This window comes from Rhizobium sp. B230/85 (assembly GCF_019355735.1).
Classification (GTDB): domain Bacteria; phylum Pseudomonadota; class Alphaproteobacteria; order Rhizobiales; family Rhizobiaceae; genus Rhizobium; species Rhizobium rhododendri.
The window spans coordinates 762,163-776,683 of sequence record NZ_CP072156.1 but is presented as its reverse complement, the minus strand read 5'-3'; the positions used below and the strand labels follow the sequence as shown (position 1 = coordinate 776,683).

At 61.8% G+C, this 14,521-nt stretch carries 13 protein-coding genes and 1 pseudogene; 9 read left to right on the top strand and 5 right to left on the bottom strand.

The genetic code is table 11. From position 1 onward, the window contains the following. Nucleotides 1–31 precede the first annotated feature (31 nt). Nucleotides 32–1,243, top strand: coding sequence for a bifunctional phosphopantothenoylcysteine decarboxylase/phosphopantothenate--cysteine ligase CoaBC (gene coaBC, locus J5289_RS03695; RefSeq protein WP_209182547.1), 1,212 nt, complete (start codon nt 32–34; stop codon nt 1,241–1,243). Here coaBC and J5289_RS03690 read toward each other — a convergent pair. Next, a complete protein-coding gene (locus tag J5289_RS03690; RefSeq protein WP_209206790.1) occupies nt 1,230–2,048 on the bottom strand; it encodes a class II glutamine amidotransferase in 819 nt (272 codons plus the stop codon). The two genes, coaBC and J5289_RS03690, sit on opposite strands and share 14 nt — an antisense overlap. Nucleotides 2,049–2,307: 259 nt before the next feature. Between J5289_RS03690 and J5289_RS03685 the strand changes: the two genes are divergently transcribed. The 5 genes from J5289_RS03685 to otsA all read left to right on the top strand — a co-directional run bounded on the left by J5289_RS03685 (nt 2,308) and on the right by otsA (nt 7,644). Then, on the top strand, nt 2,308–3,219 hold the full coding sequence (locus J5289_RS03685; RefSeq protein WP_209182545.1) for a pirin family protein: 912 nt from the start codon (nt 2,308–2,310) through the stop codon (nt 3,217–3,219). 78 nt (nt 3,220–3,297) lie between these two features. Then, nucleotides 3,298–3,975 (top strand): FadR/GntR family transcriptional regulator, encoded by a 678-nt coding sequence (locus tag J5289_RS03680; protein ID WP_209182544.1) that lies wholly within the window; start codon nt 3,298–3,300, stop codon nt 3,973–3,975. 41 nt (nt 3,976–4,016) lie between these two features. Continuing rightward, on the top strand, nt 4,017–5,249 hold the full coding sequence (locus J5289_RS03675; RefSeq protein ID WP_209182840.1) for an MFS transporter: 1,233 nt from the start codon (nt 4,017–4,019) through the stop codon (nt 5,247–5,249). A 172-nt stretch (nt 5,250–5,421) separates the two neighbouring features. Next, on the top strand, nt 5,422–6,216 hold the full coding sequence (gene otsB, locus J5289_RS03670) for a trehalose-phosphatase (protein ID WP_142823746.1): 795 nt from the start codon (nt 5,422–5,424) through the stop codon (nt 6,214–6,216). Nucleotides 6,217–6,255: 39 nt separating this feature from the next. After that, nucleotides 6,256–7,644, top strand: a complete 1,389-nt coding sequence (gene otsA / locus J5289_RS03665; protein ID WP_209182543.1) for an alpha,alpha-trehalose-phosphate synthase (UDP-forming) — start codon at nt 6,256–6,258, stop codon at nt 7,642–7,644. Nucleotides 7,645–7,683: 39 nt separating this feature from the next. Here otsA and J5289_RS03660 read toward each other — a convergent pair whose 3' ends face one another. Next, complete coding sequence (locus tag J5289_RS03660; RefSeq protein WP_209182542.1) at nt 7,684–8,391, bottom strand: hypothetical protein; 708 nt, start codon at nt 8,389–8,391, stop codon at nt 7,684–7,686. A gap of 148 nt (nt 8,392–8,539) precedes the next feature. On the opposite strand from J5289_RS03660, the gene J5289_RS03655 reads away from it, so the two are divergent. After that, nucleotides 8,540–9,580: an AraC family transcriptional regulator gene (locus J5289_RS03655; protein ID WP_209182541.1), complete on the top strand. Its 1,041-nt coding sequence runs from the start codon at nt 8,540–8,542 to the stop codon at nt 9,578–9,580. On the opposite strand, the gene J5289_RS03650 is transcribed toward J5289_RS03655, so the two are convergent. Beyond that, nucleotides 9,559–11,142, bottom strand: a complete 1,584-nt coding sequence (locus tag J5289_RS03650) for a peptide chain release factor 3 (RefSeq protein WP_111216208.1) — start codon at nt 11,140–11,142, stop codon at nt 9,559–9,561. The genes J5289_RS03655 and J5289_RS03650 overlap by 22 nt on opposite strands. A 96-nt stretch (nt 11,143–11,238) precedes the next feature. Here J5289_RS03650 and dut point away from each other — a divergent pair, with 96 nt between their 5' ends. After that, nucleotides 11,239–11,709 (top strand): dUTP diphosphatase, encoded by a 471-nt coding sequence (gene dut / locus J5289_RS03645; RefSeq protein ID WP_209182540.1) that lies wholly within the window; start codon nt 11,239–11,241, stop codon nt 11,707–11,709. A 25-nt stretch (nt 11,710–11,734) separates the two neighbouring features. On the opposite strand, the gene J5289_RS03640 is transcribed toward dut, so the two are convergent. Continuing rightward, nucleotides 11,735–12,316 carry a hypothetical protein gene (locus J5289_RS03640; RefSeq protein ID WP_209182839.1) on the bottom strand — a complete coding sequence of 194 codons (582 nt, stop codon included), beginning with the start codon at nt 12,314–12,316 and terminating at the stop codon, nt 11,735–11,737. A 257-nt stretch (nt 12,317–12,573) separates the two neighbouring features. Here J5289_RS03640 and cysK point away from each other — a divergent pair, with 257 nt between their 5' ends. Continuing rightward, complete coding sequence (cysK, locus tag J5289_RS03635) at nt 12,574–13,542, top strand: cysteine synthase A (protein WP_209182539.1); 969 nt, start codon at nt 12,574–12,576, stop codon at nt 13,540–13,542. A 57-nt stretch (nt 13,543–13,599) separates the two neighbouring features. On the opposite strand, the pseudogene J5289_RS03630 reads toward cysK, so the two are convergent. Continuing rightward, nucleotides 13,600–14,502 (bottom strand): annotated as a pseudogene (locus tag J5289_RS03630) (YifB family Mg chelatase-like AAA ATPase); the annotation flags it as partial. Between the last annotated feature and the right edge of the window lie 19 nt (nt 14,503–14,521).

Sequence of the window (14,521 nt, the reverse complement as noted above, 5' to 3'; positions counted from 1 at the left end):
TTCTGAATAACCCAGGCGACAGGTTCAGGCGATGGTTCTTTCGGGCAAACGCATCCTTCTCATCATTTCCGGTGGTATCGCGGCCTATAAAAGCCTCGACCTTATCCGTCGCTTGCGTGAACGCGGCGCGTCCGTGCGCCCGGTGATGACGGCGGGAGCGCAGCAGTTCATCACGCCGCTTGCCGTCGGAGCGCTTGCCGCAGACCACGTCTACACCGACCTGTTTTCCCGCCAGGACGAACAGGATGTCGGCCACATACGTCTGGCGCGCGAATGCGACCTCGTGCTCGTGGCGCCGGCCACCGCCGACCTGATGGCCAAGATGGCTCACGGCCTTGCCGACGACCTCGCCTCCACAATCTTGCTCGCCACAGACAGGCCTGTGCTCGTGGCGCCGGCGATGAACCCGAAGATGTGGTCGCACGCGGCAACGACGCGCAATGTGGCTACCCTTCAGGGCGACGGAATTCGCTTCATCGGACCGATGGCGGGAGAAATGGCTGAAAGCCGTGAGGCCGGCACCGGCCGCATGGCGGAACCGCTGCAGATCGTCGCCGCCGTCGAAGCATTGTTCCAGGACCGGCCACTGCCGCTTGCAGGCCGCACCGCAATCGTCACGTCCGGCCCGACGCATGAGCCCATCGATCCCGTGCGCTATATTGCCAACCGCTCCTCAGGCCGCCAGGGACACGCCATCGCCGCAGCTCTGGCTGATCTCGGCGCCGACGTGACGCTGGTGTCCGGCCCGGTATCGATCCCCGATCCATCGGGCGTGCAGACGGTCCATGTCGAGCGCGCAGAGGACATGCTTGCGGCTGTGGTGAAGACATTGCCGGCCGATATTGCTGTCATGGTCGCCGCTGTGGCAGATTGGCGCGTTGAAAATGCCTCTGGCCAGAAACTCAAGAAGGTGGCGGGCCAACCGCTGCCGAGCCTGTCGCTGGTCGAAAACCCCGACATCCTCAAGACGATCGGCCATCACCCTATGCGCCCCACGTTCGTCATGGGTTTTGCGGCTGAGACGCAAGATGTACTGGCCAATGGCAAGGCCAAGCTTGCCCGCAAAGGTGCCGACCTGATCGTGGCGAACGATGTCTCGCCGGGCACCGGCATCATGGGCGGAGATCGCAACAGCGTGACGCTGATCCGCGCTGAAGGCACGGAAGCGTGGCCGGAGATGAGCAAGGACGAAGTGGCGGCAAGGCTGGCGGCACTGATCGCCGAGCGGTTTAGGCCGGAATAGCCAACGCGACCGATTGTGCCACTTCGCGCCGTTCGGGCTGGAAAACAGCAACATCGACACCGGCAGGTGTGATCGTCACAGCGCTGCCGTTCGGGATCTCGGCCCAGCTGTCGATGTCGTCGTTCAGCGGCTCAGACACAAGGCAATAGCCCTTGCCGGCGCCGAGCGGAGCGGCATAGAGCGTCGGCGCCTTGCGATCCGTGGCATAGCGGATGGCATAGAGCGACTTGCCATCGGAAAAGGCGGCGGTGAAGCGAACAAGAGCCGTACCGGTGATGTGCTCGGCGAGGCCTTCGACGAAGCTGATCGTATCGGCCATAGCCGACATCGGTGTCTGGCAAAGGCCGAACTGCAGCGCCAGCAGAAACATCAGCTCGGAATCCGTCGTACCGGAGCGGGCATTGAAAAGCTCGTCGTCGAGCATGGCTTCCATCGGACGACGCAAACGCTCGAAGTCGTTGATCTGGCCGTTGTGCATGAAGGACCAGTTGTCCCACACGAACGGATGACAGTTGTCGCGCCGCGTGCCGCCGCCGGTTGAGGCGCGAACATGGGCCAGAAACAATGGAGAGCGGATCTGCCGCGCCATGCTCTTCAGATTGCAGTCGGACCAGGCTGGAAGAATGTCGCGATATCGGCCGGGTTCAGGCCTGTCGCCATACCAGGCTATGCCAAAACCATCGCCATTTGTCGCTGTCTTGGCGCGGGTAGCGCAGTGCGATTGCTCGATTAGAGAGTGGGCCGGTGACGAGACGAGCTCCTCCAGATAGAGGGGGTCTCCACAATAGGCTGCCCAGCGACACATGCTTTTTGCTCCGATTCTCGCCTGTATTTACTCCGGCGGAAGAAAGTCGAAATCAAGGACGATTGTTGAGCGGAATGGATAACAAAACCTTAATGATTCCGCAGCTTGCCGTTGAGCATGACATATTTTTGACGCAAGTCAGATCACGATTTTGCAACGCAGCAATTTCTTTTTGTGAACGGTGCGTTCTTGAGCCCAAGCTCGCGGCATCGGTGGGTTGGTTGTATGACAGCATGGTCAACCAAATGAGGAGCCTGCGATGTCCATCCGTCCCGTCAAGTATGAAAGCGTGGCCACGCCGACCATGGAAGGCGCGGGTGTCAAGCTGCACCGCGTCTTCGGCTTCGGAGATCCTTCGCTCACCGACCCGTTCCTGATGATGGACGACTTCCGCAACGATGTGCCGAGCGATTACATCAGGGGCTTTCCCTGGCATCCGCATCGCGGCATCGAGACGATCACCTACGTGCTGGCGGGCACGGTGGAGCACGGTGACAGCCTCGGAAATCGCGGCGACCTCAATGCCGGCGACATCCAGTGGATGACGGCCGGTAGCGGCATCATGCATCAGGAAATGCCGAAGGGCGACTTTGCCGGGCGCATGCACGGTTTCCAGCTCTGGGCGAACCTGCCGTCGGTGTTGAAAATGACCGCGCCGCGTTATCAGGACGTCAAATCGACGGACATTCCCCTCGTGATCGACAATGACGGCACGGCTGTCCGGATCATCTGCGGAAACTTCTGGGGCAAGGCCGGACCGGTCGATGGCGTTGCAGCCGAGCCGATCTATCTTGATGTCTCCGTCCCGCCCGGCGTCAGGAAACGTCTGCCGGTGGACACCTATCGCAACGCATTTGCCTATATTTTTGCCGGTTCGGGCACCTTCAGGGATGCCTCCAGGCCGTTTGGCGTCCGCATTGAAAAGGAAGTCGACGGCGAAGAACTGAACATTCGCGACATGTCCGGCAATAGAACGCTGGTGGTGTTCGACAGCGGCGATGAAGTTACCGTGCAGGCAGGTGACGAGGGCATCCGCTTCCTGCTGGTTTCCGGCAAACCAATACAGGAACCCGTCGCCTGGCATGGGCCGATCGTCATGAACAGCCGTGAGGAAATCATGCAGGCGATGAAGGAACTGCAAAACGGCACGTTCATCAAGGCCGCGCACTGAAACGACCTACAGGCTTGACGGCCGGCCGTACGCATATTAGTCATAAAGTCATCCGATGACTTTATGACTGGTGCGATCATGCAACCTCTCCCCCGAAGCAACCTCGCCGAGACCGCGGCCAACATCATACGCGGTGAAATCCGGGCCAATCGTTGGTCTGTGGGCGAAAAGCTGCCAAACGAGGCCGCGCTTTCGGCGATGCTGTCGGTCAGCCGCGGTACGATCCGCGAGGCGGTGCGCGTTCTGGTCTCCCAGGGATACCTCGAAACGCGGCAGGGATCCGGCACTTACCTGCGCTCGGCCGTCGACAGGACCGATAGTCTCGACATGGCACGGCGCGCGAGCCTGCGCGACCGGTTCGAGGCGCGATGCGCGCTGGATGTCGAAGGTGCGCGGCTGGCAGCACTCCGGCATACGCCGGCAGTCATTGCCAAGCTGCGCGAATTGCTGGCTTTGCGCGGCACCCATCAGGGAAGAGGCGATACCGGATTTATCGCCCGTGACCTCGCCTTTCACCAGGCTGTCATCGCCGCCTCCGGCAATGATGCGATGATCGACATCTATGCCTTCTTCTCGGCCTCGATCCAGCAGACCATCGAGGCCAGCATAGGCGACGACGTGCCGGAACCCGATCATCTGGCCCATGCAGCGATTGTCGACGCCATCGAGACAGGCGACCCCGACAAGGCCGATGCGGCGGTGCGGAGTTTCATGGCACCCGTCATTGCCGCTCTCGATCGGAGCCTGTTCGCGTGACCGTCTCCCTCTCACGTGACACGCTGGCCGCCGAAACTGCAATGCTGGTTGACGCCGAAATCGACGATGCTCCGCAGCCGGCCGCAAGCGCCAAGGGCTCGCGTCTGGTGCTTGGCATCAGCCTGGTACTGATCGCCTTCAATCTGCGCGGGCTGTTTTCGAGCGCGTCGGCGCTGCTGCCGGAGATCCGCAGTACATTCGACCTGTCGGCAACAGGCGCCAGCCTGCTGACCACCGTGCCGGTCCTCTGCCTCGGCCTGTTTTCCCCGTTGGCGCCGAGACTGGCGCAACGCATGGGCGCCGAACGGGCGCTGCTCGCTATCCTTTTCCTGCTGACGCTCGGCATTGCCCTTCGCGGACTGGGCTCGATCCCGCTCATGTTTATCGGCACGGGGCTGGCCGGTGCCTGCATCGCCGTTGGCAACGTTCTCCTGCCGGGCCTTGTCAAGCGCGACTTCGCGGACAAGGCGGCGCTGATGACCGGCCTTTATACCATGGCGCTCTGCGCCAGTGCAGCCTGTGGCGCAGGCCTCAGCCTACCGGCCGAACGCCTTTTCGGCGGATCCACAGGCGCTGCTCTTGCCGTCTGGGCCGTGCCGGCGCTGGCGACCGCTCTGCTGTGGTTGCCGCAGGCGATCTCGACGAAGAGCCGGGCGCGCAAGACGGCGTTTCGCGTCGAGGGGCTCTGGCGCGATCCGCTAGCGTGGCAGGTGACGTTGTTCATGGGTCTGCAGTCGGCGCTGGCCTACAGCGTATTCGGCTGGCTGGCCCCCATCCTGCGGGAACGCGGCCTGGATGGCATCACTGCCGGGGGTATCGTTTCGGCATCGGTCATGGTGCAAGCTGCTTCATGCCTTTTCATGCCGCATCTGGCTGTACGCGGCAAAGACCAGCGGATCATCAACGTTGCACTTTGCCTTTTTGCGGTCGGCGGATTGCTCGGGCTCTTGTTCGCGCCGCTGTCGACCGTCTGGCTCTGGGCTGTGCTGCAGGGTATCGGTCAGGGCGGACTGATTGCGGTTGCCATGACGGTTATCGTTCTTCGATCGCCGGATGCCCACATCGCCGCCCATCTCTCCGGCATGGCGCAATGCGTCGGCTATCTGCTCGCCGCTATCGGGCCTCTGATCGTCGGCCTGATCCGCAGCTGGACCGGAAGTTTCGGCCCCTGCGCTATCCTGTTCGTGGCTATCGGGCTCATCGCGGCCGTCAACGGCTGGGGTGCCGGCAGGTCGAAATATGTGCGATCGAAGAGCGTGCCGCTGGCTACGTGATAGTCACCTTTCAGATCCCGGAGCGCGCGCTCATCGATGGACACTGTGGCGCTCCGGCGGTTAAGTGCTATGCTGTACGAGCCATCAACACGATGCTGCAGCGCAACAAAAGAATGGTCGTTCACCACAATTCGGCCTTGCCTTGAGGCGAACGCGCCATAAATAGGTAGCCATGTCTGAGCAAATACAACCCGCAACCGAAGCGACCGTTGCGGCGGTGATGGAAAGCACAGCCCTTTCGGCTTTGGCAGCCCATCCCTCCGAATGGGCGCTTTTTCTCGATATCGACGGCACGCTTGTCGATCTGGCGGAGACGCCGAGCTCGATCACCGTCCCCTCCTCCCTCCCTTACGATCTCGATGCGCTGTCGAAAAAACTTGGCGGCGCGCTGGCACTGGTAACCGGCAGATCGCTGTCGTTCGTCGATCCGCTGTTCTATCCATTCCAGTTCCCCGTTGCCGGCCTCCACGGAGCGGAGCGGCGCGACGCTGCCGGCAATGTCCAGCGGGTCACCGTCACCCCGGCCTTTACCGAAATGAAGCGCTGCATGACCGAAGAGGCAAGCCAGTGGCCCGGCGTCCTCGTCGAGGACAAGGGTGCTGCGGTGGCTGCACACTACCGGCTTGCGCCGGAATGCCAGCATCTGGTTGAAGCCATGATGGAGCGCTACTTCCGGGAAGCCGGGCCTGAGTGGTCGCTGCAGCGCGGCAAGATGGTCGTTGAAATCCGCCCGGCGCGCGCCGGCAAGGGCGATGCCGTCACCGCGTTCCTGAGCGAGGCGCCTTTCAAGGGAAGGCGCGCCTTTGCGGCCGGCGACGATTTTACCGACGAGGCAATGTTTCGCACCGTCAATCGCATCGGCGGGCAATCGCTGTTCATCGGCCTCGACAGCGTCGAGACCCAGGCACGCAACCGCGTCGCCTCTCCGGCCATTCTTCGCCAGATTCTGGCACAGCTTGCGTCCTGACCACACAATACCCGACCGAACTTCTGAAGGGATTTTCCCATGGGCCGTCTTATCATTGTCTCCAACCGTGTTCCCGTGCCCGAAAAGGGCGGCGCCGCACCGGCAGGCGGCCTCGCGGTTGCCCTGAAGATTGCGCTCGAAGCACAGGGTGGCGTTTGGATGGGCTGGTCCGGCAATTCCAGCGGCGATGCCGAGCCAGGCCCTCTGACCATGAACGAGCAGGGCAAAATCACCTACGCGCTTACAGATCTCACTGATACCGACGTCGAGGAATATTATCACGGCTTTGCCAATCGTGTTCTTTGGCCGATCTGCCATTATCGGCTCGATCTGGCCGAATACGGACGCAAGGAGATGGCCGGGTATTTCCGCGTCAACCGCTTCTTTGCGCATCGGCTGGCGCCGCTGATCCAGCCGGACGACATCATCTGGGTCCACGATTACCATCTTATCCCGCTGGCTGCAGAGCTGCGCCAGATGGGGTTCAAGAATAAGATCGGCTTCTTCCTGCACATCCCATGGCCGCCGGCCGATGTGATTTTCACCATGCCGGTGCATGAGGAAATCATGCGCGGGCTCTCTCACTACGATCTTGTCGGCTTCCAGACCGACCATGACCTCGAGAACTTCGCCGGCTGCCTGCGTCGGGAAGGCATTGGCGACGAACTCGGCAAAGGCCTGTTCAGCGCACACGGACGGACATTCAAGGGCGGATATTACTCGATCGGCATCGAGACTGCGGCCTTTGCCGAATTCGCGACCAAGGCGGCAACCAACGTCATGGTTCGCAAGGCGCGGCAAAGCGTCGAGGGCCGCGACCTCATCATCGGCGTTGACCGGCTGGACTACTCGAAGGGCATTACCCAGCGTATCGACGCATTCGAACGCTTCATCACCGCCGACGCCGCTCATCAGGGCAAGGTCACCTATCTGCAGATCACCCCGAAATCGCGCTCGGAAGTGCCTGAATACGAGCAGATGCAGCGCATGGTCGCCGAGCAGGCTGGCCGGGTAAACGGTGCCATCAGCACGGTGGACTGGGTGCCGATCCGCTACATCAACCGTTCGATCCCGCGCACAGTGCTAGCCGGCCTCTATCGGCTTGCAAAGATCGGCCTCGTGACGCCGCTGCGCGACGGGATGAACCTCGTTGCCAAGGAATACGTCGCCGCGCAGGACCCTGAAAATCCCGGTGTTCTGGTGTTGTCCCGCTTTGCCGGAGCCGCGCGGGAACTCTACGGTGCAATCATCGTCAACCCCTACGACGTCGAGGCGACAGCCAATGCCATAGCGAGGGCCCTGGAGATGCCGCTCGAGGAACGTCGCCAGCGCTGGAAAGGCATGATGACGCATCTGCTCGAGCACGACGTCGTGCGCTGGTGCGACGATTTCCTGAAGGATCTTACCGAGCAAGACGAAGCCGCCTGAGTTCGGCAGCGCGAGAGCGCCGGCGGGCAGAGGCATGCATCATCGGATCGTCGCGTGCACCAACTCGCCGGCAATCGTCAGCGAGACCGGCGCTCCCGGCGTGGATAGTCTTGACGTGTCGACGAAGGATGCCTTTGCCGTTACGGCGTAGGCAAGCTGCGGTACCGCTGAGAAGTCGAGATCGGCCTCTAGCATGCGGGCATTGACGGTAACAGCTTCCGCCCTGCCGGGCGAATGAAGGACGATCCCCAGTCGTAACGCATCGCTGTTCACGGAAATCGTTTCTACGTGGCCGGACAGGGCGACGTCTGCGGCCTTCGATTCTATCGTCACCTCCGAGAACTGCCCGGTAAGTCGGACTCGCAATGCCTGCTGATGGATCGCGACTGCCGCATCCTTTTTGACATTCAGATTAATGTCGTAGCTGCAATCGGACACTCCGAACCAGGTGGATGGGCCTACATCGATGTGCAACAGCGTTCCCTCGATCCACATTCGGCTGGAAGAACTGCAGTCATCGTAGGACCAGATCGAATTCCATCGCGCAAACCAGCCCGAGCGATGGCGCATGAGAGTTGCCTGATAGGGTCGATCCGGCGCGGTGGTGATGTCGATGGAACTGGCCTCGCCGCCAATGGCCACGGCCGTGATACCGGAAATATCCAACGGCAGACCCTGCGGCTGGCTCGCATTGCAGACGGTCGCCGCTGCGAAAAGCGCGATGCCTGTCAAAAGAATTCGTTTCATGATGTGCTCCTGTCCCGTCATCGGGCTGAGCGCAAATTCGCGAAAATCACTGTCCGTCGCGACCTCGAACGCGATGCGGGTCGACCTCGATCGCCATCCGGGGCATTCTGACGTTTTGATCCAGTTTCAGCAGCCAGAACAACGCACCATGATTTTTATCCCGTTGCCCTTTGTCGAGACGCTCTTTCTCCTCACACTGCTGCTGCAGATGCATAGGCGGAGCGACGACGGCCTGCGCGACCAGCCCCTGTTTGCATTGCTGATCGGAGCCTACGCAATGCAATCGGTGCTGATCGGCCTGCGCTGGGGATACGGGATTTCCGCGGTGCTGCCGTTCCAGGCCGTGCTGGCCACCGTGATCGCGACCCTGGCTTTCTTGAGTTTCTACGATCTGGCGAGCGAAGGATCGATCTTTCGAACATGGACGACGTGGCGACATTGCCTGCCGACAGCCACAGTTGTCCTGCTGCGGATCGTATGGCCGGAGCCGGTGGGCCTCGTCATTATCCTCGTTTTTCTCGGCTATGGCGCTGCGCTGACATGGCTGTGCCTGACGGGGCCGGACGGTCTCGTCTCCTCCCGCCTAGACGGCGCGCTCAGGTCCTATCGCTCCCTGCAGCTCACCGCAGCAGCCGTGCTCATGTCCGCGGTTGCCGACATCGCCATCAGCCTTGATTTCTCCTGGAGCGATGGCAGCCATGCCGGCGAAGTGGTGGCGGTGGGAAATGTGCTTGCATTGCTGGCGCTCGGCGCCGCAGCATCGGTTGCAAGCTCCGGCGCCACAGTGCACGACCGCGGCGAAACCGAACCGACGGCCGCCATAGCCGGGTCAGCGCCGGAAGACGTTGCGGCAACCGCTGCCGCTGTCGACGCCCTGATGCGGACGAAGGCGCTCTACAGGGATACGGAACTCAATCTCGGGCGGCTGGCGCGGAAGCTGAATTGCCCTGCCCGCAGCGTCTCGATAGCGATCAACCGCGTGCACGGCGCCAGCGTGTCGCAATATGTCAACAACTTCCGCATCGCTGAGGCGTGCCGGTTGCTGTCAGAAACCGACGCGCCGGTGACATCCATCATGTTCGATGCCGGATTTCTCAGCAAATCGAACTTCAACCGCGAATTCCTGCGCATCACAGGAACCAGCCCGACGCTCTGGCGATCGAAAAATCACGCCGCCTTGATGGCGTGATATTCCTTGATGGCGACCATCTTGATGGCCGGATAGCGTTCGGATTCGTATCGCAACGAGAAACCGTCCTGTGCGAGGAAGACGGGGTCGCCGTCGAGATCGCGGGCGATGTCGCCACGCTTGGCGGTGACGAACTTGTCCATGTCGGCGGGTGCATCGGCAGACACCCAGCGACATACTGAAAAGCGCGACATTTCGAAGGAGACCGGCAGGCCATATTCCCCCTGCAGCCGCTCCTTCAGGACGTCGAGCTGCAGCGCGCCGACGACGCCGACGATAGCCGGCGAACCATCTTCCGGGGAAAACAGCTGCACAACGCCTTCTTCGGCCATCTGCTGCAGCGCTTCCTTCAGCTTCTTGGCCTTCATCGCATCCTCGAGACGGACGCGTCGCAGGATTTCCGGGGCGAAATTCGGCACGCCCTGGAACACCAGATCCTCGCCTTCTGTCAGCGTATCGCCAATGCGCAGGGTGCCGTGGTTCGGAATGCCGACGACGTCGCCAGCAAAGGCGGTGTCGGCGATGTGGCGCTGCGAGGCGAAGAAGAACTGCGGCGCGGACAGGCTCATCTGCTTTCCGGTGCGCGACAGGCGCGCCTTCATGCCACGCGCAAGCGTACCCGAGCAGACGCGCACGAAGGCAATACGGTCGCGATGGTTCGGGTCCATGTTCGCCTGGATCTTGAAGACAAAGGCGGTCATCTTCGGATCGGTGGCATGCACCGTCTTGATATCGGCGACCTGGTCGCGCGGCGGCGGCGCCATCTCGGCCAAGGCATTGATCAGGTCTCGCACACCGTAATTGCGCAGCGCCGAGCCGAAGAATACCGGTGTCAGGTGACCTTCGAGAAAGGCCTCGCGCTCGAACGGCCGACAGGCATCACGCGCGAGATCCAGTTCGTCGATGAATGCCTGGCGCTCGTTTTCCGGCAGCCGCTCGGCCACCGCCTGCGGGCCGTTGACGGGCGTGGTATCGGCCTCCTTGTCGTTGCCGCGAACCTCGTTCTTGGCAAGGTGATAGGAGCCGCAGAAGCTCTTGGCGCGGCCGATGGGCCAGGTGATTGGAGCGGTATCGAGCGCCAGCTTCACCTCGATCTCGTCGAGAATCTCGAAGATATCGCGGCTTTCGCGGTCCATCTTGTTGACGAAGGTGATGATGGGGATGTCGCGAAGACGGCAGACCTCGAACAGCTTCAGGGTTCTGGGCTCGATACCCTTGGCAGCATCGATGACCATGACGGCGGCATCGACGGCAGTCAGCGTGCGATAGGTGTCGTCGGCGAAGTCTTCGTGGCCCGGCGTGTCCAGCAGGTTGAAGACGACATCGTCATATTCGAAGGTCATCACCGAGGTGACGACCGAGATCCCGCGTTCGCGCTCGATCTTCATCCAGTCGGAGCGCGTCTGGATGCGATCCTTCTTCGCCTTGACCTCGCCGGCCAGCTGGATGGCGCCGCCGAACAGCAGCAGCTTTTCGGTCAGCGTCGTCTTGCCGGCGTCCGGGTGGGAGATAATAGCAAATGTGCGGCGGCGGGAGACCGCCTCGGCGAGACTTTCGGCCATGATGTCGGATCCTGTGAATTGCCGCGTATCTAGCGACTCCGTGGATAACTTGCAAATCGGATTGACCCGAACCGTCGCCGAATTGCTAATAAGGGCATGAATATTCACACAGACAACCGTCCGAGCTTATCCATCGTTCGCCTTGCCAACGGCCATGGCCTCGCGCTTCCGTCCTACGAAACATCCGGTGCCGCCGGCATGGACCTGAGGGCTGCGGTCGGCGAAGGCGAGCCGCTGGTGCTGTCGCCGGGCATGCGCGCGCTGGTGCCGACGGGCTTCGTGTTTGCTGTGCCTGATGGCTATGAGGCGCAGATCCGACCGCGCTCCGGCCTGGCGTTCAAGAACGGCGTCACCTGCCTGAATACGCCGGGAACCATCGACAGCGACTACCGCGGCGAAGTGAAGGTTCTGCTGATCAACCATGGCAACGAGGATTTCGTCGTGACGCGCGGCATGCGCATCGCGCAAATGGTGATCGCGCCGGTCACGCAGGTTCTAATCGTCGAAACAACGGATGTCGGTGAAACCACGCGGGGCGCCGGCGGCTTCGGCTCCACCGGTGTCTGATACCACGATGCCCGTCTGTTGATCGCTATTTGACCGGGCAACCGTCGGCGACATGATCGAGGCCTTCAGCCTTTGCCTCGAATGTCGCAGATGGCCCGGCCCCGCTGGTCCTGATCCGGACGACGTAGAGGCTGTCGAAATCCTTGCCCTTCCACTTCTTCGGCATAGCCGCCGGATCGCCGCCATTGTCTTTCAGCAATGCGGCAACGAGATCCTGAATCTCGTTGTGCTCCCAAGCGACAAAGACCAGTGCCGAGCGATATTTCGGCGCCGTCAGTGCTGCCTGCAGCTTGGTAATCTCGTCGTAGCCGAACGTGGTATCGACAGGCAGTCCAGCGGCGATCGCCGTTGGCTCGATCGTCGCAAGCGGCCTGACATAGCTATAGAGAATGCCGTCATCGACCTTCTGCTTCGACGGATCGGGCGCAAAGACGGCGTCCGGCCTGCCGAATTGACGGGAAAGCACGGCGGGTAACGCCAGCGACCTGTTGAGGCCCTTGCAGCTCAATTGGCCGAGCCCTGCTACAGGTTTTTCACCGTGGCGCAGGAAGACGATCGTCTCCTCTCCCGGCGGAGAGGCAGCGCTGACGGGACCGGCTGGGGTCATAGTTATCATCAGGAGCAACGGAACGAGTGCCCGCAGTTGCGGCACTGGTCGACAGAACGATAGCATTTTTGCATCCATGAGTGTTTTTCCGTGCTGCAGCGACAGGCATCCTGCCAATGGTACTGTGCTGCGTTTTACCAAAAGCCTTTGGCGGAGATTTTTATGCCAACTTCGTGGCCTTGGTTGGACAAACGCACTCTGGCCTAGTGCCATGTTTGATCCTATTCTCCCGCCAATAAATACCAAGGGAGAGTTCTATGTCCGACACCCGTAAGCCAGGCCGCGGTCGCATCTATGCGTCGATCACCGACACCATTGGCGACACGCCCATCGTTCGCCTCGACAAGCTGGCCAGGGAGAACGGCGTAAAGGCCCACCTGCTCGCCAAGCTGGAGTTCTTCAACCCGATTGCCTCGGTCAAGGACCGTATCGGCGTGGCGATGATCGAGAGCCTCGAGGCCCAGGGGAAGATCACGCCCGGCAAGACGACGCTGATCGAGCCGACCTCCGGCAACACCGGCATCGCGCTGGCCTTTGCCGCCGCCGCCAAGGGCTACAAGCTGATCCTCACCATGCCGGAGACGATGTCGGTGGAACGCCGCAAGATGCTGGCGCTGCTGGGCGCCGAACTGGTGCTGACCGAAGGCGCCAAGGGCATGAAGGGCGCCATCGCCAAGGCGACGGAACTGGCAGAAAGCATCGAGAACGCGGTCATTCCGCAGCAGTTCGAAAACCCGGCAAACCCCGAGATCCACCGCAAGACGACGGCAGAGGAGATCTGGAACGACACCGAGGGCAGCATCGATATCCTGGTCGCAGGCATCGGCACAGGCGGTACGATCACCGGTGTCGGCCAAGTGCTGAAATCCAAGAAGTCCAGCCTCAAGGTTATCGCCGTCGAGCCGGCGGAATCGCCGGTGCTGTCCGGCGGCGCTCCCGGCCCGCACAAGATCCAGGGGATCGGCGCCGGCTTCGCGCCAGCCATTCTCGACACCGAAATCTATGACGAGATCATCACCGTCGCCAGCGCGGAAGCCCTCGAGACCGCCCGGCACGTCGCCCGCCTCGAAGGCGTGCCGGTCGGCATCTCCTCCGGTGCTGCGCTGTTTGCGGCCATCGAGATCGGTAAACGCGAAGAGAATGCCGGCAAGACGATCGTCGTGATCATTCCGTCCTTTGCCGAGCGCTACCTGTCGACAGCGCTGTTCGAAGGCCTCGGCGGCTAACTTTCTTCACTTTTCAAAGAACAGAAGGGCGGAGGCGCCCTTCTCAGTATCTGCGGCTCAGGCGACGGCTGACAGGCGGGTGCCGGCTATGCGGTAGGAAATCGCTTCGGCCAGATGGATCCGGCCGACAGTCTGCTTACCGTCGAGATCGGCGAGCGTGCGCGCCACTTTCAGGACGCGATGGTAGCCTCGGGCGGAGAACTTCAGCTTCTCGGCGGCGTCGCGCAGCAATTGAAGGCCACCGGCATCGGGCTCGGCCAGAACCTCGATCATCGATGTCGAGCAGCGCGCATTGGTCGACACGCCGCGCATGCCGGCTTGCGAGAACCGCTCCTGCTGCCATTCCCGCGCCCTTGCGACACGTCTGGCGATATCGGCACTCTTCTCGGCCGGCATCGGCCGGATAAGGTCGGCGGCGGATACGGCCGGCACATCGATACGGATGTCGATGCGATCCATCAGCGGTCCGGAAATTCTGTTCTGATAGTCTGTCATGCACCGCGGTCCCCGGGCGCAGCTGTGGCCGGGTTCGCCGGCCATGCCGCAGCGGCAAGGGTTCATCGCGGCTATCAGCTGGATCACAGCCGGGTAGCAGACGCGGTGATTGGCGCGAGCTATGATGCATTCTCCGGTTTCCAGCGGCTGGCGCAGCGCATCGAGTGCCTGCGGCGAAAACTCCGGAAACTCGTCAAGGAAGAGGATGCCGTGGTGGGCGAGCGAAGCCTCCCCGGGCCGGGCGCGTATCCCGCCACCGACCATCGCCGCCATGGTGGCCGAGTGATGCGGGGTCCGGAATGGCCGGCGGTCGGAGAGCTTGCCACCCGACAGTTGCCCGGCAATGGAATGGATCATCGAGACTTCCAGCAATTCGGCAGCCGACAGCGGCGGCAGGATCGATGGCAAACGGGCAGCCAGCATCGATTTTCCCGACCCTGGAGGGCCGACCATCAACATGGTGTTGACAAGAGACCTCTCTTTA

What these genes read in the sequence shown, in the direction of transcription:
- coaBC (WP_209182547.1), top strand. Translation starts at nt 32, where the DNA reads ATGGTTCTTTCGGGCAAACGCATCCTTCTCATCATTTCCGGTGGTATC.
- J5289_RS03690 (WP_209206790.1), bottom strand. Translation starts at nt 2,048, where the DNA reads ATGTGTCGCTGGGCAGCCTATTGTGGAGACCCCCTCTATCTGGAGGAG.
- J5289_RS03685 (WP_209182545.1), top strand. Translation starts at nt 2,308, where the DNA reads ATGTCCATCCGTCCCGTCAAGTATGAAAGCGTGGCCACGCCGACCATG.
- J5289_RS03680 (WP_209182544.1), top strand. Translation starts at nt 3,298, where the DNA reads ATGCAACCTCTCCCCCGAAGCAACCTCGCCGAGACCGCGGCCAACATC.
- J5289_RS03675 (WP_209182840.1), top strand. Translation starts at nt 4,017, where the DNA reads ATGCTGGTTGACGCCGAAATCGACGATGCTCCGCAGCCGGCCGCAAGC.
- otsB (WP_142823746.1), top strand. Translation starts at nt 5,422, where the DNA reads ATGTCTGAGCAAATACAACCCGCAACCGAAGCGACCGTTGCGGCGGTG.
- otsA (WP_209182543.1), top strand. Translation starts at nt 6,256, where the DNA reads ATGGGCCGTCTTATCATTGTCTCCAACCGTGTTCCCGTGCCCGAAAAG.
- J5289_RS03660 (WP_209182542.1), bottom strand. Translation starts at nt 8,391, where the DNA reads ATGAAACGAATTCTTTTGACAGGCATCGCGCTTTTCGCAGCGGCGACC.
- J5289_RS03655 (WP_209182541.1), top strand. Translation starts at nt 8,540, where the DNA reads ATGATTTTTATCCCGTTGCCCTTTGTCGAGACGCTCTTTCTCCTCACA.
- J5289_RS03650 (WP_111216208.1), bottom strand. Translation starts at nt 11,142, where the DNA reads ATGGCCGAAAGTCTCGCCGAGGCGGTCTCCCGCCGCCGCACATTTGCT.
- dut (WP_209182540.1), top strand. Translation starts at nt 11,239, where the DNA reads ATGAATATTCACACAGACAACCGTCCGAGCTTATCCATCGTTCGCCTT.
- J5289_RS03640 (WP_209182839.1), bottom strand. Translation starts at nt 12,316, where the DNA reads ATGACCCCAGCCGGTCCCGTCAGCGCTGCCTCTCCGCCGGGAGAGGAG.
- cysK (WP_209182539.1), top strand. Translation starts at nt 12,574, where the DNA reads ATGTCCGACACCCGTAAGCCAGGCCGCGGTCGCATCTATGCGTCGATC.